Below are 22,752 nucleotides of genomic sequence, written 5' to 3' on the forward strand. Positions count from 1 at the left end.
ACAACCTACCGATAGGTAGTTTTCGCAATCATAGGCAAGCGCTGCCTGCCAGGCAACTGTTGATTGGGTGGGGGGCGTAGCAAACAGCGTGAGTGAGCCGGCTTTTCAAACCGGGTCACTCACGGCTTGTTTCACGTTTTTATGCTTTCGAATCAAGCGTCCCGGTTGGCGCTTGTTCATCCGGCATCTTGCGGAAGTACGTCGACAGCAAGGCGCCGGAAATATTGTGCCAGACGCTGAACAGCGCGCTGGGCACCGCCGCCAGTGGCGAGAAGTGCGCTGCGGCCAATGCCGCGCCCAGACCGGAGTTCTGCATGCCGACTTCCAGCGACAGCGACTTGCGTTGTGGCAGGGGCAGCTTGAACAGTTTGCCGGTGAAGTACCCCAGCAGGTAGCCGAAGCTGTTGTGCAGGATGACCAGTGCCATGATCAGCAGGCCCGACTCGGCAATCTTCGCCTGGCTGGCGGCGACCACGGCGCAGACGATCAGCACGATACTGACCACCGACACCAGCGGCAGCACCTGCACGGCATAACTGACCCGTGCGCCCAGCAAGCGCTGGACAACCACGCCCAGCACGATCGGCAGAATCACCATCTGCACGATCGACAGGAACATGTCGCCGAACGACACCGGCAACCAGGCCGAAGCCAAAAACCAGATCAGGGCCGGGGTCAGCAGCGGGGCGAGCAGGGTGGTGACCGAGGAAATCGCCACGGCCAGCGCCAGGTCACCCTTGGCCAGCCAGGTCATGACATTGGACGAGGTGCCGCTCGGGCAGCAGCCGACCAGAATCACACCGACCGCAATTTCCGGCGGCAGGGCAAAGACCTGGCACAACAGCCAGGCGACGCTGGGCATGATCACGAACTGTGCGGCCACCCCCAGGGCCACGCGCCACGGATGGCGGGCGACCTCGGAAAAGTCCTCGACCTTGAGGGTCAGGCCCATGCCGAACATGACCAGGCCCAGCAACGGCACGATCCAGCCCTTCAGGCCAATGAACACCTGTGGGAACAGGAACGCCAGTACCGCAAACAGCAATACCCAAAGGTGTTGCCGACAAAACGACTCAAGGCTGCCAGTGCACGCATGGCCCTTTCCTTTTCTTATGTTCTTGTTCAATGAAAAGCGCCGCCTCAAGGGCGGCGCCGGATAACGGTGCAGCTTAGATCCCTTGTGGAATCTCTTCACCGCCCAGGGCTTCGAACAGCTCGGGCAAAAACTCGCCGAAGGTCAGCATCATCAGCGTGAAGCTGGCATCCAGTTGGCCCAGGGCTTCGTCGCCGCCGTCCTGTTCGGCCTGGTCCTGCAGCAGTTCTTCGAACTTCAGGCGCTTGATCACCAGCTTGTCGTCGAGCACGAACGACAGCTTGTCCTGCCAGGCCAGCGACAGCTGGGTGACGATCTTGCCGGTGTTCAGGTGCAGCTGGATCTCGTCGCCGGTCAGGTCCTGGCGCTTGCAGCGCACGATGCCGCCATCTTCGTGGGTGTCACGCAGTTCGCATTCGTCCAGCACGAAGAAGTTGTCGGCGGCTTTCTGGGTCTTGACCCAGTCGGTCAGCGTGGCGCTTGGTGCGACTTTCACGGTCAGCGGACGCACCGGCAGCGAGCCGATCACTTCACGCAGGGTCGACAGCAGGTCTTCGGCACGCTTGGGGCTCGAGGCGTTGACCAGGATCAGGCCTTGTTTAGGTGCGATGGCGGCGAAGGTCGCCGAGCGACGAATAAAGGCGCGTGGCAGGAAGGCCTGGATGATCTCATCCTTGATCTGATCGCGTTCCTTTTTGTAGACCTTGCGCATCTGCTCGGCCTCGATCTCGTCGATCTTCTCTTTGACGGCATCGCGCACCACGCTGCCGGGCAGGATACGTTCTTCCTTGCGCGCGGCAATCAGCAGAAAGTCCTGGCTGACATGCACCAGAGGCGCGTCTTCACCTTTGCCGAACGGTGCCACGAAGCCGTAAGTGGTCAACTCCTGGCTGGCACAGGCCCGCGCAGGCTTGGTGGCGAGGGCGGTTTCCAGCGCCTCGGCATCGAACGGCACGTCCTGGGTAAGGCGATAGACAAGCAGGTTTTTGAACCACATGGGGTGAGTCTCTCTTTCCATTGCAAAGGGGGCATTATTCGCTGCCTGGACCCTCTGGGCCAACCCTGAGCTAAGTCTTTGGAAAATTTATAAATTTTTTTGATTTAGTGCTTGCCAGCCATAAGGTGTGTCCGTAGAATGCGCGCCACACCGAGAGACAACGGGTGATTAGCTCAGCTGGGAGAGCATCTGCCTTACAAGCAGAGGGTCGGCGGTTCGATCCCGTCATCACCCACCATCTCAGTGTATGCGCAGCGGTAGTTCAGTCGGTTAGAATACCGGCCTGTCACGCCGGGGGTCGCGGGTTCGAGTCCCGTCCGCTGCGCCATCTTCAGCCTGGGTTCACTGAACGATCCGGGCTAACAAAAAAGCGACCTTCGGGTCGCTTTTTTCGTTTCTGGTGCTCCTGAACGGCCTCTTGAGCCACGGCTGACCGTGGCTTTTCCTGTTGGCTATTTTTTAGCGGGTAAACCGATGACCCGGCCGAGCAGGGCGGGCCTTGGCAGCTCGGCCTGCCCGGCGCTGATCGCGGCGAGTCGTTCCAGGGTGGCCTCGGTAAATGGCGCCGAATGCGGCCCGGCCAGGTCAACGTGCAGCAGCATCTGCTCATTGCCGGCCAGTTCCCTGGCCTCTCCAACCCGATGCAGGCTGTGATAAAGGTGCAGGCGCTTGGTGTCGTGGGTGATCAGTTGCGTGTGCACCTCGACCTCGGCACCCAGTTTGACTTCATGCAGGTAATTGAGGTGCAGCTCCAGGGTGAACAGTGAATGGCCGCAGGCTTCACGGTGATCGCTGTCCAGGCCCAGGGTGTCCATCAGCGCGTCGGTGGCGTAGCTGAAGATCAGCAGGTAGAACGCGTCGCGCAGGTGGCCGTTATAGTCGACCCAATCAGGCTGGATGCGGGTGGTGTAGGTGGTCAGTGCAGGCATGGGCGGTACTCGGCTTGGCATGGGTCAGTCGGTGAAGTTCATACCGTGCCTGGCCTTGGTGGTCTTCACGGCCTCCAGTACGGCAAGCAGGCAATCATCACGGTAACGCTCCAGGGCTGAAATGCTGTGGGTGCCCAACTGCTCGGTGGTGCCCTCGACCACATCGTCAATCAACCGGTCGGTCAGTTCCGGTGCCGGCAGATAGGTCCACGGCAACTGCAGCGCCGGGCCGAACTGCGCCATGAAGTGCCGCATACCGGCATCGCCACCGGCCAGGGTGTAGGTCAGGAAAGTGCCCATGAACGACCAGCGCAGGCCGGCGCCAAAGCGAATCGCGTCATCGATTTCGCCGGTGGTCGCCACGCCGTCATTCACCAGGTGCAGCGCCTCACGCCACAGCGCTTCCAGCAGACGGTCAGCGATAAAGCCGGGGACCTCCTTGCGCACATGCAGCGGGCGCATGCCGAGCGATTCATACACCGTGATCGCCGCCTGGATCGCCTCGGGTGCGGTGTGCTTGCCGCCGACCACTTCCACCAGCGGCAGCAGGTACACCGGGTTGAACGGGTGCCCGACCACGCAGCGCTCTGGATGGGTGGCGCTTTCATAGAATTCACTTGGCAGCAGCCCGGAAGTGCTTGAACCGATCAGCGCCTCGGGTTTGGCGGCTGCGCTGATCTGACGGTGCAATTGCAGCTTCAATTCCAGGCGTTCCGGCGCGCTTTCCTGGATAAAGTCGGCGTCTTTCACGCATTCTTCAATGGTGTCGACAACGCGCAGGCGGTCCTGGGAGGCACCCGCTGCCAGGCCCTGTTGCTCCAGGGCCCCCCAGGCATTGGCGACGCGTTGGCGCAGTGCGGCTTCGGCGCCGGGCGCCGGGTCCCAGGCGACCACATCCAGGCCGTGAGCAAGGGCGCGGGACACCCAGCCGCTGCCGATAACGCCGCTGCCCAGGGCGGCGAAGGTTTTGATCTCAGTGATAAAGCGCATGACGATTTCCTGAAAGGGGTGGGTAATCTGTTGTGGCGACGGGCCAGCCATCGTCCACGGTCCTGATGCCGGTTTCGGCCACCGGTCAACCTCGCTGCGCAAGGCCCATCTTCACGCGGCCTTCAGCCGGGGTCAGCACGCGTGCGCCCAGGCGGCTGAGGATTTCGCCGGCGCGCTCCACCAATTGGCCATTGGTCGCCAGCACGCCCTTGTCCAGCCACAGGTTGTCTTCCAGGCCGACGCGGACATTGCCGCCCAGCAGCACCGCTTGCGCCGCCATCGGCATCTGCATGCGGCCGATGCCGAAGCCGGCCCACACGGCATCGGCCGGCAGGTTGTCGACCATGGCCTTCATGGTGGTGGTGTCGGCCGGTGCGCCCCATGGGATGCCCAGGCACAGCTGGAACAGCGGGTTGTCGAGCAGGCCTTCCTTGATCATCTGCCTGGCAAACCACAGGTGGCCGGTGTCGAAGATTTCCAGCTCGGCCTTTACCCCCAGTGCCTGAATGCGTCTGGCCCCGGCGCGCAGTTGCGCCGGGGTGGACACGTAAATGGTGTCGCCGTCGCCGAAGTTCAGGGTGCCGCAGTCCAGGGTGCAGATTTCCGGCAGCAGTTCTTCGACATGGGCCAGGCGGGTCAGCGGACCGACCAGGTCAGTGCCCGGGCCGAAGGCCATCGGGTTTTCCCCCGCACCGATCTCCAGGTCGCCGCCCATGCCGGCAGTAAGGTTGACGATAATGTCGATGTCGGCCTCGCGGATGCGCTCCATGACTTCGCGGTACAACGCCACATCGCGGCTGAACCGGCCGGTCTCGGGGTCACGCACATGGCAATGCACCACGGTGGCGCCGGCCTTGGCGGCTTCCACGGCAGCCGCGGCGATCTGTTTGGGGGTGACCGGCACGTGGGGGCTTCTGGCGGTCGTGTCGCCAGCACCGGTGAGTGCGCAGGTGATGATGACGTCGTGGTTCATGAGGCAATTCCTTAGGGCGTGTTAATGCTGTTCGCAGCCTTTCACAGCGGCGAAGCGGTGATTGAACAGGGATTATTTGCCGGTCAGTTGCAGGTTGGCGGCCGCCGGTTTGCCGTCAAAGGTGGTCACGCCTTCCAGCCAGCGAGCCTGGTCCTGCGGGTGATCCTTGAGCCACTGCCTGGCCGATTCCAGCGGATCCTTGTGATCCAACAGCGGCTGCATCATCCGGCTCTCGTCGGCGGCGGTGAACGTCAGGTTGGTCAGCAGCTTGTGCACGTTGGGGCACTGCTGGGCGTAGGTGGGCGACGTCACCGTCCAGACGGTGGCCATGCCTTCATTCGGGCCCAGGGCATCTTCGCTGCCGGTGAGGTAGGTCATGGCGACGTTGATGTTCATCGGGTGCGGTGCCCAGCCGAAGAACACCACGGCTTCCTTGCGGCGTACGGCGCGGTCGACGGTGGCGAGCATGCCGGCTTCGCTGGACTCCACCAGTTGGAACTTGCCCAGGCCGAACTGGTTTCTGGTAATCATCGCCTTGATCTGGGTATTGGCCCCCGAGCCTGGCTCGATGCCATAGAGCTTGCCACCCAGTTCTTTTTCGAACCGGGCGATGTCGGCAAAGGTTTTCAGGCCCTTGTCTGCCAGGTAGGTCGGCACGGCGAGGGTGGCACGGGCGTCCTGCAGGCTGGGTTTGTCGAGGACCTTGACTTGCCCGGCGTCGACGAACGGGGTGATGGTCTGGGTCATCAGCGGGTTCCAGTAGCCCAGGAACAGGTCCAGGCGCTGGTCGCGGATGCCGGCAAAGATGATCTGCTGGGACGCACTGGTCTGTTTGGTCTTGTAGCCGAGGCCATCAAGCAACACTTGGGTCATGGCACTGGTGGCGATGACATCGGTCCAGTTCACCACGCCCATGCGCACGTTCTGGCAGGACGCGGCATCCGCTGCCATCACCTGTGTGCTCAGGATGGCGCTGGCGCCGAGTGTGAACACGCAGCGGCTGATCAGTCGGTTCATGGTGGAGCCCTCGGCAGTCGTTATTGTGGGGAGGCGGCGTCTTTGTGCACCGTGACGCCACGTTACGGACCTTCGAGGCTGACAAAGCGTACGGTGGCGACCGGCGTTTGCACTGTGGCGACCTGGGCTCTTGAATCTGCCCATGAACGGGAGTATCACAGTGCCACGCTGCCCGTCCTTCGAGAGCGCCATCGTGGTCCAGAACTTCTACTTTTTGCTGATGCCGGGGTTTTCGGCCATTGGTTTCATCTCCGCGCTGGAACCGTTGCGGGTGGCCAACCGCTTTCGTGGCGAGCTGTATCGCTGGCAGGTGTTGAGCGCCGACGGCGGTGCGGTACTGGCGAGCAATGGCATGTCGGTCAACGCCGATGCCGCGCTGGAACCGTTGAAAAAAGGCGCGACCCTGCTGGTGGTTGCCGGTTTCGAACCCTTGCAGTCCGTCACGCCTGCGCTACAGCACTGGCTGCGTCGCCTCGATCACGAGGGCGTGACCCTCGGTGCCATTGACACCGGCGCCTGTGTACTGGCCGAGGCGGGCCTGCTCGACGGCCATCGCCTGACCTTGCACTGGGAAGCCATCGACGCCTTCAAGGAATCCTACCCACAGCTGACGGTGACCCAGGAACTGTTCGAGATCGACCGCCGCCGTATCACCTGTGCCGGTGGCACCGCGTCCATCGACCTGATGCTCGACCTGATCGCCCAGGCGCACGGCCCGGACCTGGCCATCCAGGTCTCCGAACAGTTCGTGCTCGGCCGCATCCGTCCGCGCAAGGATCACCAGCGCATGCAGATCGCCACGCGCTACGGCATCAACAACAAGAAACTGGTGCAGGTGATTGGCGAGATGGAGCAACACACCGAACCCCCGCTGAGCACCCTGGTGCTGGCCGAGACGATCAAGGTCACCCGGCGCCAGCTGGAGCGCTTGTTCCGCTTGCACCTGAACGACACACCGAGCAATTTCTACCTGGGGCTGCGCCTGGAAAAAGCCCGGCAATTGCTGCGCCAGAGCGACATGAGCGTGCTGGAGGTCAGCATTGCCTGCGGGTTTGAATCGCCGTCGTATTTCACCCGCCGTTACCGGGCGCGGTTTGCCAGATGCCCGAGGGAGGATCGGCGACGCGAAGTGGCTTGAGCGTCGCTTTTGCTGTGTCACCCAAGGCACGGCGGCAACCGCACCGTTGAACAAAACCGCCATCAACTGCCGCGCTGTATCTGCTCCAGGATCAGGCTGTCGGTGATGCTCATATCGTCCAGCAACAGGAACAGCTTGCTCAGCACCTCGGCCATTTTCTGGTCGGTGTCGGCGAACGGCAGGTAGAACGCCGTGGGCTGGCTGCCGGCAGGCACGATGCACAAATAGTTGCCCGGCTCGATATGGATGACCGCGCTGCCCAGGTGAAGGCGGTAATTCGCACGCTGGCCGGTAATGTGCAGGAAATGCCCCTCGCACCGGACGTTTTGCAGCCCCAGCCCGGCAATCAGCTCACCGACCAGTTCGGCGCGTCGTTGCAGGGTTTCCTGGCTGGTGCTGTAGCCGTCGGCGGCGTGGGCCACCGACACCAGCAGGTCGGCGTCACGCATGACTTCCGAGAACAGCAGCGGCGGGACCTGCTCAAGCAGCAGGGCGTCGCCGTTGCGCTGGAATGCAATGGTGTCGAAGACAAGGTGTTCGGTTTCCGAGAGGTAATGGCCGGTCTCCAGAAAGTCGAACCGGGCCTCGATACCGTGTTGCTTGCTCGAATAATGGACATCCTCGACGTTTGAGGTCGACCAGTGGCGCGCCTGCAACAACCGGGCGGCGACCTTGCCTTTGAGGCGGTGGCCGGCAAACCGGCTGGACCACAGGGCGGTATCGCGCTCGGCCGGGGTCAGCAGGTACAGCTCGCGAAAGGCCTGCTTGAACGGTTGTACGCGACGGTGGCTGACCACCTCTTTCTGCCAGGCCGACAGCTGTCCTGCCGTGAACAGGTGAAACGGGTGGGCAATGCGCAGCTGCTGTTCAATGACGTGCTGGCGGCCTTCGAGGTCAGTCACCGCCAGCGTGGCGGCATCGAGCCAGCCCAGCACCGTGTCGTCGGCCTGCACGATCAGTTGTTCCAGCAGCAGGCGAACGGCAGGCAGGTTCAGCAGCGGCCCAAGGTCGGCCAGTGCCAGGGCTTCGCCGCTGCTCATCATCGCTTCCAGGGTGCGGCAGAAGCGGGCGATCTGTTCCTTGAGTTGGCTCTGCTGCGTTTTCAAGGCCATGAAGTCGACGTTTTTGCGCAGCGCAGGCGGTGCGCTCTTGAGCGTTTTTCCCGCTTTGCTGATGTGCAGCGTCGGCGACAGGCCGTCGATCACCAACGTAACGTCATAGCCCTCCAGAGTGGCGGCGGTCACGGCCGATTCAGCGATCTGCGATTCCATCGCCCATTCCAGGCGAATGGCCGAAGGGTAACCGGCGACACACGCCAGGTTTTCCAGGCCGGCCTGTATGGCCGCATGGGAGTTGGCCTGTCGTTCGGCGCCGTACTTGCACACCTCCTTGTGCAGTTTCTTCAGCATCAGGTAGCGCTGGCGAACGTCGTCTGCATCGGTGACGGGCAGCACGCCATAGATACGCATGGCCGCCTGGGCATAACGGGCCAGCTTTTTTTCCAGCGCCGGTCGGCCGATTCCCCGGTAGGCGTCGAGCAGCAGGCGTGTCTGGGGAAACGCCCAAGGCGAGTGTTCGAGTGCTGCCAGGTAAGCGCGCAGATGGTCCGGGTCGGCGTCGGCCAGTGCCTGGTCCAGCCGGTCACGATCCACCACCCCCACGGTTTCATCCAGTGTATTGGGCAGGTCAGTGCCCCAGCCGGAGCGGGGCGCCAGGGCAATCTCCAGGTATTGCTGCTGAAAGGCTTGCAGGTCATTCCAGCCGAGCGCGTCGAGCAGCACCGGGCTGGCCTTGCCGGCGTAGGGCAGTGCGGTCAGCAGGGTATTTCTGGAAAAGTCGCTCAGTGCTGTAAGCAGTTCTGCTGACAGGCTACCGGGCAATTGCTCAAGCCGCAGGAAGCGCTCAAGCACCGCAGCCGTATCACCAAAACCGTCATGGAAGTGATCCGGCGTCATGCCCATACGTTCGATAACTGCCAGCGCCTGCAGCAGCCAGCGCGGCTGGAACACCTCTACCAAACGGAAGGTGTCTGCAAGCCTTGCGGCGTTATCGGGCAAGGCGGCCAGGGCCGCCTCGACATAGCGAACGGTGAAATCAATCAGTTCCGGTGGCACGGCCGTGGTGGCTTCAGCGGCAGAGGCATCCTGTTGTGGCGGTTGATCATCAATGTCTTCGTCGGTGGGATGTTCATCATCGTCCTCCTCGCATGCCTCATCGGCATACCGATCCAGGTCAACGTCGTCGCTGGCCAGCCCGGTGTCGTCCGAATAGGCCATCATGGCGCGGCCCCAGGTGTCGGCGGCCCGCACAAAACGCGGGTAATCAAGGCCGCCGGCTTGCAGCAGGGCCGCCGCGATGCGGCCGATGTCCTGGTAGGCGTAGACATAGGCGTCGGCGATTTTCCGGGGTGCGTCATGGGGTGAGGACAGCGGCTGCTCGCGGTTCCAGCGGCCGTCCAGCAACCATCCGGCCAGGGTCTGCCAGGCCGGGGTGGGCGGGTAATGACTCAGGCGCCTGATACAGTCCTCGACATCAGGAAAGGCCCAGGCCTGGTCGTGGCGCCGACGGTAACAGGCCGGGCCGTCTTCGTCCGTGGGCAATGGATAATCACTGTCCTCGAACGCGTATTGCAGCATGTGCTGCAACCGCGCACCGATCTGCTCTTGCGCATAGGCATCCGGGTGGGCGGTGATCCAGGCATCGCAGAGTCGGTATTGCAACTCATGACGCTGTTGATCGCGGCGATCCTCCAGATCGTCCCAGACGGTGGGAAAGACAAAACCCTCTGCCAGTGCCCTGGGGCCTTCCCCGGGCTGCTGCCTGACCCAGTCAGTGGCGATGCGCAGCAAATCGACGCCGTTCCAGAAGCCGGGCTCGCCGTTGTCATGGCCTGCGAGTTCGGGGTCATTATCCAGCGCGTGTTCGCAGAAGGCGCGCAGCGCTGCAAGGCGTGTGGCTTGTTCAGGCACGGGACGGCGTGATTGCATGAGGGCATCCGGGAAAGGGAACGATGAGAATCAGCCGCCCATCAGCGGCACCAGGCGGATAAAGGCAAGCGTGGAGGTCGGACTCAGCTCGATTGACTCATCGAGCCGCTGCAGCATGACGCCGTTGTGCAGAATACGAAAAGCGCGGGTTTCAAAGCCCTTCAAGGCACGCCTGATTTCAACGCTAACGTCCAGTGCTGGAGGAGGGCTTGCCTGGGGCATGGCAATCACGCCTTCACCGGCTTGCTGAACGATGTCCCGCTCGCTCAGGTACTGGCGGTCGAGTACTTCACGCAGCGAGGCCTGTTGCGCGACATGTCGGGCTGAGAGCAAGGTGATCTGTTCGGCAACGGCCAGGCCGATAAGCTCGCTCACCGTTAAGGTCGATGAGGCGGGGCTCAGGCTGACAGAAGGCAGCAAAGGCTCCTGGCGTGCGCCTCTGAGGCAATAGCTATGAACCACCAGCTTCATGGGGTCTTCCTCGCAAGCCAGGCCAGGTTGATGAGTGTATCCCGGCGGGTCGCTTGTCTGCATGCGCCCCGTCTTTTATCAAATACCCGATAACGTGCAGATTCATCGTGCTATGGATTAGCCGCTTGTCATGGATTCGCTCTACACCGGCCCCTTGGGCGCTGTGTCCGCAACAATACGTAAACGTTGATGTTACAAAAGCTTGCTATTGCCGCCAGCACGCCATAGAATGCGCGCCGCACCGAGAGACAAAGGGTGATTAGCTCAGCCGGGAGAGCATCTGCCTTACAAGCAGAGGGTCGGCGGTTCGATCCCGTCATCACCCACCAATCTCAGTGCAATGCGCAGCGGTAGTTCAGTCGGTTAGAATACCGGCCTGTCACGCCGGGGGTCGCGGGTTCGAGTCCCGTCCGCTGCGCCATCTTCAGCTCAGGTTCACTGAACGATCTGAGCCAAACAAGAAAGCGACCTTAGGGTCGCTTTTTTGCTTTCTGCAGGGTGAAGCCGGCTTGTTTGCCGTCATTCATCCCTTCACCAGATCCTATACCTGGCTGTTTATACCTTCGGTGAATCCAGGGCGCAGGTTTAGATAAGTTTTATTCATATTTGGATATAGCCAAATAGAATTATCTGACCGTTATAAATTCCGTTATGTTTGCTTTCAACAGCCTACCCCCGCACCCAGGATGGTCCCAATGTGAAGAAGCGCCTGCATCGCAGACCTTCGCATCCCAGGCCAGACGCCTGAGGCTGTGCAGGTTGCCAGGGTGATCCCACAGGATCCCTGAGCAGGAATGTTGGAAGGGAATCTCCCCATGTCGCACACCCAGTCCTGCGATCTGCATAGCCTGCGCCGTCTGCCCACACGGCCTGTCCAGAAGTACCCGCCCACGCCCTTTTGTCTTGCGCCGCCCGGCCTGAACGGCTGAGGTCTGCCTGCGCGTGTCTTGCCGTCCACGGCGGCGCGCAGCACGGCCATCTGTCTCCTCCTTTTTATAACGCGTCATCCCGATGATGGCGTACGTACCCGACTGCGCCGTCTGGCGACACGGATGGCGCATGCCATTCGTTCTGGAGTGACCATGGAGCCTGTGATTCAAGGCAAAGGTGCGCAAGAAAACCGCCCTACATTCGCACCCGTCCCGTTGGGGCTGGCCATTGCCGGGCTGTTTTGGGCCGGTGCCGTGCAGGCCGATGACCCGGCACTTGCGCCCCGTAGCCAGGCCGACACCCTGTCGACCGTGGTGGTGACCGGCAACCGCGGTGCTGAGCAGCGCACGGTGACCAGCAGCCCGGTGCCGATTGATGTAGTGGGCGCCAGGCAATTGCAGGAAACCGGCAAGCCCGGCCTGATGGAAGCCCTGAGTGCGGTAATCCCGTCGCTGACCCTGCCGGAAAAGACCGGCTCCGATGCCAGCGGCATGGTCAAGGCCCCCAACCTGCGCGGCCTGCCGGCCTCCGAGGTGCTGGTGCTGGTCAACGGCAAGCGCCGCCACACCAGCGCGACGTTGAACATCAACGGTATCAACACCGGCGCAGCGCCCGCGGACCTTGACCTGATCCCCATCAGCGCCATCGACCACGTCGAGGTGCTGCGCGACGGTGCCGCGGCGCAATATGGCTCGGACGCGATTGCCGGGGTGATCAATATCATCCTCAAGGCCGACACCAGCGGTACGTCCATCACCCATGCCGGCATCGGCTACGACGGCAAGAAGCAGACCGTGCAGCAGAGCCTGAACAAGGGCTTCGAGATGGGTAGCGGCGGTATCCTGCAACTGGCCCTTGATGCGCGCAGCCAGAACGACGACAACAAGGCCAGCGACAATGGCTACACCTATGCGCAGGCCTATGACCTGGCGGGCAAATCGACCTATGGCGGTTACGGCACGCCGAAGAACAACCTGCTCAACCTGGCCTACAACGCCGAACTGCCGGTTGGCGACGACCTGACCCTGTACTCGTTCAGCACCTGGTCCCGGCGCAAATACGAGCAAGGCCAGAATTTTCGCCTGCCGACCATCGTCAACACCATTCGCACTGGCCCCAATGGTTACCCGGGCGGCTACACGCCCACCTGGTACATCGACGAAGAAGACTTCCAGGCCGCTTTCGGCGGCAAGGGCCAGGTCGGTGCCTGGGACTGGGATTTGTCGACCACCTATGGCCGTAACGATGCCGAACAGGGCACCTGGCACAACCAGAACCCGTCGCTGGGCGAGGCCACGCCCAATTCATTCAAGTCCGGCACCTGGATCGCCAGCGAGCTGACTACCAACCTGGATTTCAAACGCGGTTTCGATGTCGGCCTGAGCAAGCCGCTGGATGTGTCGCTGGGGTTCGAGCATCGCCGTGATGGCTATGAGGTCGAGGAGGGCGACTGGGCGTCCTGGGCCAACGGTGGTTATTGCCTGGCGGCGGGCAACTGCGCGGCCTCCGGCGCGCAGGTCACCAACGGTATTGCCCCCGACCAGACCGACAAGGCTACCCGCAACAGCCTGGCCAGCTACATCGACGTAGGGTTCAACCCGTTGCCGCAGTGGTACGTAGGCACGGCGCTGCGCTACGAGCATTACAACCAGGGCGTGGGCGCCACCCGCAGCGGCAAGCTGACCACCCGCTATGAATTCACGCCACAGTTTGCCGTACGTGCCACGGTGAGCAACGGCTTTCGGGCGCCGTCCCTGGCCAACAGCCTGTTCAGTGCCCGCTCGACCACCTATGGCGTGGTCGATGGCGTCTACCAGTCGATCAACTATGGCGTGCTGCCGGTGGATTCGGGCGCGGCCAAGGCGCTGGGCGCCGAATCGCTCAAGCCGGAGCGCTCGACCAACTTCAGCCTGGGCTTTGCCTTGACGCCCAGCGAGCGCCTGAGCCTGACCGTCGATGCCTATGTGATCAACCTGCGTGACCGCATCACCCTGACCAACACCTTGCTGGGCAGCGAAGTCACCCAGGTGCTGCTGGGCAATGGCATCGATTCGACCTCGGGCGGGCAGTACTTCATCAATGGCGCCGACACCCGCACCCAAGGCGTCGACCTGGTCGGCAACTACCTCCAGGACCTCGACGGCTTCGGCTCGCTGCGCTGGACGGCGGCGTTCAACTACAACGACACCGAGATCCTCAACTACAAGAACTCCACCACCATCCTGGGCACCGACTACGCGCTGATGGACCGCAAGGCGCGCAACGTGATCGACGGCGTGCAGCCCGCCACCAAGTTCATCCTCAGCGGCGACTGGAAGATCGACCGCTTCAACGTCAACCTGACCCTGACTCGCTACGGCAAGTACACCGAGGTCAATACCGCCAGCGACCGCTCGCTGGATCGCACCTACCAGGCCCGCTGGATCACCGACCTGGACGTGGGCTACGACATTACCCGCGACCTGAACCTGGCCATCGGCGCCAAGAACCTGTTCGACCTTTATCCCGAAAAACAAGGTGTGCCCAGCAGCACCATGGTCAGCAGCTACGGCACCTATTCGCCGTACGGCTTTACCGGTGGCTACTACTACACGCGCCTGAGCTACGCCTTCTGACCCGCCCGTGCGGTTGATCACGACACACGTCTCTGCCTGCAAGGAATATCACATGCCGACCATCGCCAAACCCTTCGATCTGCACCACGAGGTCAAGGATTACACCACCGCCACCGCCCCGCGTCGGCAGGCGCCTGTCCAGGTGCTGCGGGTAGTGCCGACGCGCCATCCGTGGCGCTGGGTCGGCACCGCGTTCGCCGTCCTGGTGCTGCTGACCCTGGGTCATTCGCTGCTGACCAACCCACGCTGGGAGTGGGGCGTGTTCGCCGAATGGTTCCTGGCGCCGTCGGTGCTGCGCGGCCTGGGCCAGACCTTGCTGTTGACCCTGCTGGGCACGGTGTTCAGCATTGTGCTCGGCACTGCGCTGGCGCTGGCGCGGTTGTCGAAATCGCCGCTGCTGGCGTCGCTGGCCTGGGGCTATATCTGGTTCTTTCGGTCGCTGCCGGCGCTGCTGGTGCTGATCATCCTCTACAACTTCGCCTACCTCTACGACCACATCGTGCTCGGTGTGCCGTTCACCGGTTGGGTCCTGGCCGAATGGTCAACGGTGGATGTACTCAGCCAGTTCACCGTGGCGGTGCTGGGCCTGTCATTGATGCAGGCGGCCTACACCGCCGAGATCATTCGCGGCGGCATCCTGGGTGTCGACCAGGGTCAGCATGAAGCCGCCGCCGCGCTGGGTTTGCCGACCCACCGACGCATCGTGCGCATCATCCTGCCGCAGGCGCTGCGTTCGATCCTGCCGTCGGGTTTCAACGAGATCATCGGCCTGGTCAAGGGCACCTCGATCGTCTACGTGCTGGCACTGCCCGAGCTGTTCTACACCGTGCAGGTCATCTACAACCGCACCCAGGCCGTGATCCCGCTGCTGATCGTGGCCACGGTCTGGTACCTGATCATCACCAGTGTGCTGACCCTCCTGCAGTACTACGTCGAGCGTTATTTCGCCCGCGGTACCAGCCGGGTCTTGCCACCGACACCGCTGCAGCGCGTGCAGCACTGGATCGAGGTGCGTCGTCATGGCTGAAGCCACTGCTGCACGGCCGGCAGGCCATATCCGTATCCAGGGCGTGGGCAAGCGTTACGGCCAGCATGAGGTGCTCAAGGGCATCGACCTGGACATCGAGCCGGGCAAGGTCACGGTCATTCTCGGGCCTTCCGGCTCGGGCAAATCGACCTTGCTGCGCACCATCAACCACCTGGAAAAGATCGACCACGGACTGATCACCATCGATGGCGAGTACGTTGGCTACCGACGCAAGGGCGAGCTTCTGTACGAACTCAAGGAGCGTGAAGTCCTCAAGCGCCGGGCCGAGGTGGGCTTTGTGTTCCAGAACTTCAACCTGTTCCCGCACCTGACCGCTGCGCAAAACATCGCCGAGGCGCCGCTGGCCCACAAGCGCTGGAGCAAGCCACAGGCAGCGGGCAGGGCGCTGGAGCTGCTGGCCCGTGTGGGCCTGGCCGACAAGGCGGATGCCTACCCCCGGGAATTGTCCGGTGGCCAGCAACAGCGCGTGGCGATTGCCCGGGCCCTGGCGCTGGAGCCCAAGGTCCTGCTGTTCGACGAGCCGACCTCGGCACTGGACCCCGAGTTGGTCGGGGAAGTGCTGGACGTGATCAAGGGCCTGGCCCGACTGGGCGTGACCCTGGTGGTGGTGACCCACGAGATCGGTTTCGCCCGTGAAGTGGCCGACCATGTGGTGTTCCTGTGCGAAGGCCGGCTGGTCGAGCAGGGGCCGCCGCAGCAGATTTTCAACCATCCGCGCCACCCGCGCACCGCCGCGTTTTTCGGCAAGGTCTTATGAATCCGGATGCACAGGGAGTCCATCGATGATGCTTGTTAATACCACCCGTATCACTTTGCTGGCGCTGGCCGTCAGCCTCGGCCAGTTGGCCGTGGCTGACCCAGGCCCGGCCGATGTCAAGGTTGTGAAGTTCGACCTCAGCGCCGAGCGTGAGCGCATTCGTGCGCCGCGCAACGAGGCGGCCATCGCGCAGATCCCGGCCGGTTTCAGGTTCGCCCAGCCGGGCAAGTTCACCGTGGCGGTGTCTGGCGCCTCCAACCCGCCACTGGCGTTGCTGGCCAGTGACGACAAGACCACCATCGGCAGCGAGGCCGACACTGCGCAATTGATCGCTGACAGTCTGGGCCTGCAGCTCAATGTCGTGCAAAGCAGTTGGGAGGACTGGCCGCTGGGCGTCAGCTCCGGCAAGTACGACGTCGTGATCAGCAACGTGACCGTCACCGAGGCGCGCAAGAAGCGTTTCGATTTCGCCACCTACCGCCAGGACGTGCTGGGGTTCTACGTCAAGAGCACCAGCCCGATCCAGGCCATCAACGCAGCCCCCGATATTGCGGGGCTGAAGATCATCGTCGGCTCCGGCACCAATCAGGAGAAGGTCCTGCTGGCCTGGAACCAGGCCAATGAAAAGGCCGGGCTCAAGCCGGCCTTGCTGCAGTACTACGACGACAACGCCTCGGCGCAACTGGCGGTGCAGTCCGGGCGTTCCGATGCCACCTTCGGGCCCAACGCCACCGCAGCCTATGCCGCCGCCCTGACCGGCGGCACACGTCGGGTCGGGGTGGTCAACGGCGGCTGGCCCTTGCAGGCCGACATCGCCGTGACCACCCGCAAGGACAACGGCCTGATCACGCCCGTTCATACCGCCCTGCAAGGGGTGATCGAGGGCGGTCAATACACCCAGGTGCTGCAGCGCTGGGGGCTGGATGTCGAGCGCATCGCCCGCTCGCAGATCAACCCACCGGGCCTGCCGGACTGACCCAGGAGAACGGACATGACACTGACACGACGTGAAGCCCTGTCGACCCTCGCCACCGTTGGCGGCGAGGGCGCAGTGACCGGGGCGCTGGCCGCACTGGGCCTTGGGCCTTCTGCACACCGTCGCCCGCAACCGCTCAAGCTGGCCGCCAACACCGGGCAGGGCGCCAGCGTGCTGGTTCTGGGCGCTGGTATCGCCGGGCTGGTCTCGGCACTGGAACTGACCCGCGCAGGGTTCAAGGTGCAGGTGCTGGAGGCCCGCCAGCGCGTGGGTGGGCGGACCTGGACGCTGCGCGATGGCGACCGGGTCGACTACCTCGACGGTCGCAGCCAGACCGCGCGGCTTGACCCTGGCTTATATTTCAATGCCGGGCCTGCGCGTATTCCCAGCCAGCATCGCACCTTGCTCGACTATTGCAGCGAGCTGGGCGTACCGCTGGAAGTGCTGGTCAACAGCAGCCATGGCGCCCATGTCAGGCCGGACCTGCAACAGCCGGCGTTCACCGTCGGCCAGGCCGTCAACGACACCCGTGGGCACCTGGCCGGCCTGCTGGCCACGGCGGTCAGGCGCGATGCGCTGGATGATGTGTTGAGCCACGAGGAGCGCACCCGGTTGCTGGCGTTTCTACAGGTCTACGGTGACCTGTCCCAGGAACTGGCCTATGAAGGCAGCCTGCGCGCCGGTCACCGGGAGTCGCAGCGGCACCCCGGTGCCTTGCCGGGCAGCCTGACGCCGGTAAGCCTTGACCGGTTACTGCATCCGGAGTTGTGGGGCGCCTTGCTGCACAGTGAGTTTCCCGAGTTCTCGGCGACCATGTTCCAGCCGGTCGGCGGTATGGACCGGATCACTGACGCCTTCTACCAGCGGGTTCGCGATCATGTGCAACTGGGCGCCGAGGTGCGCAGCCTGCGCCAGCGCGACGACGGCGTGGCGGTGACCTATCACGATCACGCCAGCGGTCTGGAGCAGGTGGTGCGTGCCGACTACCTGATTTCCACCGTGCCGCTGCCGCTGCTGGCGCGGCTTGATACCGACTTCAGCGAGCCGGTCAAGGCCGCCTTGCAGCGTGTCCCCAATGGCCAGGCCACCAAGGTGGCCTGGCAGTCACCGCGTTTCTGGGAAAGCGACTACCGCATTTATGGCGGCCTGTCCTGGGTCGAGCACCCGGCGCGACTGCTCTGGTACCCGAGCAACGACTTGAACACCCGCAACGGCCTGCTGGTGGCCGGTTACCTCACCAGCGACGACGCCCGCGAATTTGGCCGGCAGCCACTGGCGACGCAATACCAGGCCTCCAGAGACGCGGTCGAGCTGTTGCACCCTGGCTATTCGCAGCACCTGCGCCACCCGCTGGCCGTGTCGTGGGAGCAGATACGGTTCAGTGAAGGGCCGTGGCTGGCGCGTGATCGTTTTCCCGCCCTCGACAGCGCCTTGCTCGAAAAACCTCACGGCCGGGTGTATTTGGCCGGCGACGGGCTGGTGCAAAGCGGTGTCGGCATCTGGCAGGAATCGGCGGCCAACTCGGCGCGCCATGTGATCGGCCTGCTGGCCGAGCAGGTCATCGCCCAGCGTCAGGCGGTCCAGGCTGGCCTTTGCACTGCACCCCTCAACCGAACGCCGTGATGCGGCGCGACTTTCAAGGAACATCACCATGAGCGACAGCATTCAACGCACCCGCGCAGGAACCTTTCCCATCTCGCAAACCGTGACCGTGCCGGCCTCGGCCAGCCTGGTGTTCATCAGCGGCACCTTGCCGGATGTGGCCGACCCGAGCGCGCCGCCCGGGACGCAGGCGGCTTATGGCAACACCGAGGTGCAGGCGGTTTCGGTGTTCAACAAACTGCGCGCCATCCTGCGCCAGCAAGACCTGGACCTGGGCGATATCGTGTCGCTGAAGGTTTTCCTGCTGGGCACCGAGGCCACCGGCGGCCGCCTGGACTTTGCCGGCCTGCAGGCTGGCTACACGCAATTTTTCGGCACTGAACAACAGCCCGAAACACCGACGCGCACCGCCTTGCAGGTGGCTGGCCTGCCATTGCCCGGTGCGCTGATCGAAGTCGAGGCCATTGCCGCCAGGACCGCCTGACGCGATCGGCTGAACGGCGGCCTTGGCGCCGCTGACCATTTTCTCAACCTCATTAATTCGGACTCCGGGACGCTGGCCTGCACTGGCCGCTGTCCCGGCACGGGTTCGTGCGCCCGCGAAAAGCCGATAAGGACGAACGATGAACACCGCAATACAGGCCAGGTTCTGGTTGGGCAATCTGTTATGGCTGGGCCTGAGCGCTGAAACAGCCTGGGCCGAAGACGTGCAAATACGCACCGATCCGCAACTGCAAAAAGTCCAGGTGGTCGGCGCCCGGGTGACCGGGGCCGATGAGGCCATTGGCACCGACCGGATCAGCAATACGGTGTCGATCTCGCACCAGGCACTGCTTTCAGCACCGGCCGGCACCTCCGGGCTGAAAATGCTCGAATCACTGCCGGGCTTCAACGTGCAGGTCAATGACGCGCTGGGGTTATATGAGTTCGGCAACTCAGTGTTCGTACGGGCCTTCAATTTTCAGCAGATCGGCTTTTCCATCGACGGCGTGCCACTGGGGCGCAGTGACCAATTCGGCGGCAGCCCCATCTATCGCTACGTCGACAACGAAAACACCGAGCGGGTGACCGCCTCGACCGGGGCTGGCGATGTCTCGCAGCCTGGCTACACCTCGCTGGGTCCGTACGTGGATTATGTGTCGGTCAATCCCGGCCAGAAGGCGGGTATCAGCACGTCCTACACGTTGGGCAGCGACAGCCTGCGACGCAGTTTCTTCAAGGTCAACACCGGTGAGTACAACGGCCTGTCGGCCTATTTCAGCCGCTCCAAGATCGACGGCGACTTGTGGCGCGGCCCCGGCACCATTGACCGCGAGCACCTGGAAGGCAAGGTGCGTTATCAATTTGGCGACGATAACGACCTCCAGTTTCGCGTGGTGCATAACGATTTCTTCGACTACGACTCGCCCTCGATCACTCAGGCCCAGTACCAGGGTATGGCAGGGGATGCCTTTGGCCGCTCGGGACGTGACTTTGCCTACCTCGGCACAGTGCCGGACCTGACCCCCACGGTCGCCGGGGTGCAATACAGTAACGCCGGCTACAACCAGTTCTACAAGACCGCGATCAATCAGCGCCGCGACACGCTGTACAGCCTGAGCGGGCGCTTTGCGCTCAATGACAACCTGGACAACACCACCAGCGTTTATTACGAAGACAAGCAAGGCTTTGGTGTGTCGCCTGAGGCCTACGGCACCTCGTTGGCCTTGCACACCGCCCAGGTGGCCACCGTGCCCGGCCTGAGCGCACCGCGCGGCATCCAGTATGGGTTGTCGGCCCTGAGCGGGCATCGCTACGGCGCCACCACGAACTTCACCTGGCGCGTCGGCCAGCACGCCATCGAAGCCGGCATCTGGGCCGAAAAGGACGTGTTCAATCGCTTGCAGGCCCGTTACAACCTGACCGATGGCAGCCCGGCCGGTTATCGTCTACTCAACGAGCCGGTGCATCTGCAAGGCGACTTCAGCTCGACCCGCGACTCGCTGCAACTGCATCTCAAGGACACCTGGACACTGCTGGACGACCGCCTGCGCCTGCAGTTCGGTGTCAAGCGCCTGGACCTTGATTATGAAGTGCAAGGCTACCGCAACGCCGGCGACTACATTGCCAACCGCCAGCCGAAGCTGGGCACGAACTGGCGCGATAACTTCTTGCCCCAGGCCGGCCTGGTCTATGACTTGACCGGCGACTCACAGCTGTTTGCCTCCTATTCGGAAAACCTCGCCCTGCCGCGCGGCGCCGATGACGTCTACCGGGCAGCCAGCCCCAACGTGCCGGCCCCGGCTGCCGAGACCTCGAAGAACTACGAAATCGGCTACCGCTTCAACCGGCCGACGTTCAACGCCGCCTGGGCGCTGTACCGCACCGAGTTCGACAACCGCCTGCAAGCGTTCGCCGCCATGGTGCCCGGCAGCAGCACCACCGAGACCTTCTACCAGAACGTCGGCAAGGCCTCGGCCTACGGCTCGGAGCTGAGCGGGCAATGGAAGCCGCCGATCCTGGCCAACAAGGTCGTGCTCAACGGCAGTGTCAGCTACAACGTGGCGCGTTTCGACGATGATGCGGCAGGCTTTGCCCTCAAGGACAACGAAATCCCCGACAGCCCGCGCTGGCTGGCCCAGGCCGGCGTGACTTACGAGTTCAGCCCCTGGGCGGTGCTGAACGTCTCGGCCCGGCATATCGGTTCGCGCTACAGCAACTTCACCAATACCGAATCGGTGCCCGGCTACACGTTGTACAACGCCTACCTCGATTTGGGCGGCGACGCGCTGCATTACGGCCCGCTCAAGAGCGTCAAGCTGCGTTTCAACATCGACAACCTGTTCGACAAGCACTACCTGGGCTACATGCTCAGCACCGTCAGTGGCCCGGCGTCCTACCGGCCCGGTTCGCCGCGTACCTTCCAGACCACCCTGAGCGCGGAGTTCTAAACCATGCCCCCACTCAAGCGTTCAGTTCTGCTCGCCCTGGCTCTGACCTCTTTCCAGGCGCAGGCCGACGAGCAGGTCAGCCCTGCGACCCAGGCCTTGCATCAGCGCCTTCTGGTGCTCGACAGCCACTTGGACACCCCGATGAATTTCCTGCGCCCCGGCTGGGACATGCTAGTGCGTCATACCTACAAGGACGACGGCAGCCAGGTCGACTTGCCGCGCATGCGCGAGGGCGGGCTCGATGGAGGCTTCTGGGTGATCTACACCCCGCCAGGCCCGCGCACCGAAGCCGGGCGCGCCTACGCCAGTCACTACGGACTGTCGGTGCTGGCGCGCATCAAGGACCTGATCAGCCGTGCCCCGGATCAATTCGAGTTGGCGCTGACACCGGCCGATGCCCGGCGCATCGCCAGTGCCGGCAAGCGCGTGGTGTTCATCAGCATGGAAAACGCCGACCCGCTGGGTTCGGATCCGGCGCTGTTGCAGACCTACTATCGTCAGGGCCTGCGCATGCTTGGCCTGGTGCACTTCAGCACCAACGAGATGGCCGACTCGGCCACGGCCTTGCCGGAGTGGCACGGTCTGAGTCCCAAGGGGCGTGACCTGGTGGTGGCGGCCAACCGCGCGGGCATCCTGCTGGATGTGTCGCACGCTTCCGATGCGGTGTTCGATCAGGTGCTGGCGCTGTCGACCGCACCGGTCATCGCCTCGCACAGCAGCGCCAAGGCGATCAGCCCACACCCGCGCAACCTGGATGACGAGCGCCTGCGCCGGTTGGCGGCCAAGGGCGGGGTGGTGCAGGTCAACAGTTATGGCGACTACCTGATCCCGTTCAAGCCCAACCCGCAGCGGCAAAAGGCCCTGGCACCGCTGTACGCCCGCTACCACGACCTGGCGGCCCTGAACCCGGTCGAGGTCAAGGCGTTGCAGGGCGAGATCGCAGCGGTCAAGCAACGCTATCCGCAACCCCGGCCGGACCTGGACGTGTTCATGCAGCACCTGTTGCACATCCTTGCCGTTGTCGGCCCCGAGCACGTTGGTATCGGCGCCGATTGGGACGGTGGTGGCGGAGTCGCGGGGCTCGAAGACGTCAGCCTGCTGCCGCGCATCAGCGAGCGGCTGCTGCGGGCGGGCTACAGCGAGCAGGACCTGGCCAATATCTGGGGCGAAAACCTGCTGCGGGTGCTGCAGGCCGCCCAGGATCGGCGCGACGGGCCGGCGCCTTTGTAGGACCCGCTTCAGCCGGGAAGCAGGCGCCGTTTCTGCGTCGTGGCCTTCGTCGCTGAAGCGGCGCCTACG

16 protein-coding genes, 4 tRNA genes and 1 pseudogene are annotated in these 22,752 nt (G+C 63.3%); 13 read left to right on the top strand and 8 right to left on the bottom strand.

Features of this window, described 5'->3' with window-relative positions; all coding sequences use genetic code 11:
- Nucleotides 1–139: 139 nt before the first annotated feature.
- Nucleotides 140–1,095, bottom strand: a pseudogene (locus ASF84_RS03330) (bile acid:sodium symporter family protein).
- A gap of 74 nt (nt 1,096–1,169) precedes the next feature.
- Nucleotides 1,170–2,090 carry a recombination-associated protein RdgC gene (rdgC, locus tag ASF84_RS03335; RefSeq protein ID WP_056835174.1) on the bottom strand — a complete coding sequence of 307 codons (921 nt, stop codon included), beginning with the start codon at nt 2,088–2,090 and terminating at the stop codon, nt 1,170–1,172.
- 162 nt (nt 2,091–2,252) lie between these two features.
- Between rdgC and ASF84_RS03340 the strand changes: the two genes are divergently transcribed.
- Together ASF84_RS03340 and ASF84_RS03345 are read left to right on the top strand one after the other, a co-directional pair.
- Nucleotides 2,253–2,328 (top strand) — tRNA-Val (locus ASF84_RS03340).
- Between the two features lie 13 nt (nt 2,329–2,341).
- Nucleotides 2,342–2,418 (top strand) — tRNA-Asp (locus ASF84_RS03345).
- 124 nt (nt 2,419–2,542) lie between these two features.
- Here the strand turns inward: ASF84_RS03345 and ASF84_RS03350 are convergent.
- From ASF84_RS03350 to ASF84_RS03365, 4 genes are all read right to left on the bottom strand, one after another.
- Nucleotides 2,543–3,019 (bottom strand): thioesterase family protein, encoded by a 477-nt coding sequence (locus ASF84_RS03350; protein ID WP_056835177.1) that lies wholly within the window; start codon nt 3,017–3,019, stop codon nt 2,543–2,545.
- 24 nt (nt 3,020–3,043) lie between these two features.
- Nucleotides 3,044–4,009: an L-carnitine dehydrogenase gene (locus tag ASF84_RS03355; protein WP_056835366.1), complete on the bottom strand. Its 966-nt coding sequence runs from the start codon at nt 4,007–4,009 to the stop codon at nt 3,044–3,046.
- An 85-nt stretch (nt 4,010–4,094) separates the two neighbouring features.
- Nucleotides 4,095–4,982: a 3-keto-5-aminohexanoate cleavage protein gene (locus tag ASF84_RS03360; protein WP_056835179.1), complete on the bottom strand. Its 888-nt coding sequence runs from the start codon at nt 4,980–4,982 to the stop codon at nt 4,095–4,097.
- Nucleotides 4,983–5,054: 72 nt separating this feature from the next.
- Nucleotides 5,055–5,999 carry a choline ABC transporter substrate-binding protein gene (locus ASF84_RS03365; RefSeq protein WP_056835181.1) on the bottom strand — a complete coding sequence of 315 codons (945 nt, stop codon included), beginning with the start codon at nt 5,997–5,999 and terminating at the stop codon, nt 5,055–5,057.
- Nucleotides 6,000–6,192: 193 nt separating this feature from the next.
- On the opposite strand from ASF84_RS03365, the gene ASF84_RS03370 reads away from it, so the two are divergent.
- Nucleotides 6,193–7,137 carry a GlxA family transcriptional regulator gene (locus ASF84_RS03370; protein WP_056835367.1) on the top strand — a complete coding sequence of 315 codons (945 nt, stop codon included), beginning with the start codon at nt 6,193–6,195 and terminating at the stop codon, nt 7,135–7,137.
- A gap of 62 nt (nt 7,138–7,199) precedes the next feature.
- Here ASF84_RS03370 and ASF84_RS03375 read toward each other — a convergent pair whose 3' ends face one another.
- Both ASF84_RS03375 and ASF84_RS03380 read right to left on the bottom strand, forming a co-directional pair.
- Nucleotides 7,200–10,124: a DUF4132 domain-containing protein gene (locus ASF84_RS03375; protein WP_056835183.1), complete on the bottom strand. Its 2,925-nt coding sequence runs from the start codon at nt 10,122–10,124 to the stop codon at nt 7,200–7,202.
- 30 nt (nt 10,125–10,154) lie between these two features.
- Nucleotides 10,155–10,499, bottom strand: a complete 345-nt coding sequence (locus tag ASF84_RS03380; protein ID WP_236709348.1) for a hypothetical protein — start codon at nt 10,497–10,499, stop codon at nt 10,155–10,157.
- A gap of 349 nt (nt 10,500–10,848) precedes the next feature.
- Between ASF84_RS03380 and ASF84_RS03385 the strand changes: the two genes are divergently transcribed.
- From ASF84_RS03385 to ASF84_RS03430, 10 genes are all read left to right on the top strand, one after another.
- Nucleotides 10,849–10,924, top strand: a tRNA-Val gene (locus ASF84_RS03385).
- A gap of 15 nt (nt 10,925–10,939) precedes the next feature.
- Nucleotides 10,940–11,016 (top strand) — tRNA-Asp (locus tag ASF84_RS03390).
- A 661-nt stretch (nt 11,017–11,677) separates the two neighbouring features.
- A complete protein-coding gene (locus ASF84_RS03395; RefSeq protein ID WP_056835187.1) occupies nt 11,678–14,140 on the top strand; it encodes a TonB-dependent receptor plug domain-containing protein in 2,463 nt (820 codons plus the stop codon).
- Between the two features lie 52 nt (nt 14,141–14,192).
- Nucleotides 14,193–15,167: an amino acid ABC transporter permease gene (locus tag ASF84_RS03400; protein ID WP_056835189.1), complete on the top strand. Its 975-nt coding sequence runs from the start codon at nt 14,193–14,195 to the stop codon at nt 15,165–15,167.
- Complete coding sequence (locus ASF84_RS03405) at nt 15,160–15,945, top strand: amino acid ABC transporter ATP-binding protein (protein WP_056835190.1); 786 nt, start codon at nt 15,160–15,162, stop codon at nt 15,943–15,945. Before ASF84_RS03400 ends, ASF84_RS03405 begins: the two co-directional genes overlap by 8 nt.
- A 28-nt stretch (nt 15,946–15,973) precedes the next feature.
- Nucleotides 15,974–16,921 carry an ABC transporter substrate-binding protein gene (locus ASF84_RS03410; RefSeq protein WP_056835369.1) on the top strand — a complete coding sequence of 316 codons (948 nt, stop codon included), beginning with the start codon at nt 15,974–15,976 and terminating at the stop codon, nt 16,919–16,921.
- Nucleotides 16,922–16,936: 15 nt separating this feature from the next.
- The gene (locus ASF84_RS03415; RefSeq protein WP_056835192.1) at nt 16,937–18,544 is read left to right on the top strand and encodes a flavin monoamine oxidase family protein; all 1,608 of its coding nucleotides are present in this window, start codon (nt 16,937–16,939) and stop codon (nt 18,542–18,544) included.
- Between the two features lie 28 nt (nt 18,545–18,572).
- Nucleotides 18,573–19,007 carry a RidA family protein gene (locus ASF84_RS03420; protein WP_056835194.1) on the top strand — a complete coding sequence of 145 codons (435 nt, stop codon included), beginning with the start codon at nt 18,573–18,575 and terminating at the stop codon, nt 19,005–19,007.
- Nucleotides 19,008–19,146: 139 nt separating this feature from the next.
- Nucleotides 19,147–21,453, top strand: coding sequence for a TonB-dependent receptor domain-containing protein (locus tag ASF84_RS03425; RefSeq protein WP_056835196.1), 2,307 nt, complete (start codon nt 19,147–19,149; stop codon nt 21,451–21,453).
- Between the two features lie 3 nt (nt 21,454–21,456).
- Nucleotides 21,457–22,683 carry a dipeptidase gene (locus tag ASF84_RS03430; RefSeq protein ID WP_056835198.1) on the top strand — a complete coding sequence of 409 codons (1,227 nt, stop codon included), beginning with the start codon at nt 21,457–21,459 and terminating at the stop codon, nt 22,681–22,683.
- The last annotated feature ends 69 nt before the right edge of the window (nt 22,684–22,752 follow it).

This window comes from Pseudomonas sp. Leaf127 (assembly GCF_001423155.1).
Lineage (GTDB): Bacteria > Pseudomonadota > Gammaproteobacteria > Pseudomonadales > Pseudomonadaceae > Aquipseudomonas > Aquipseudomonas ovata.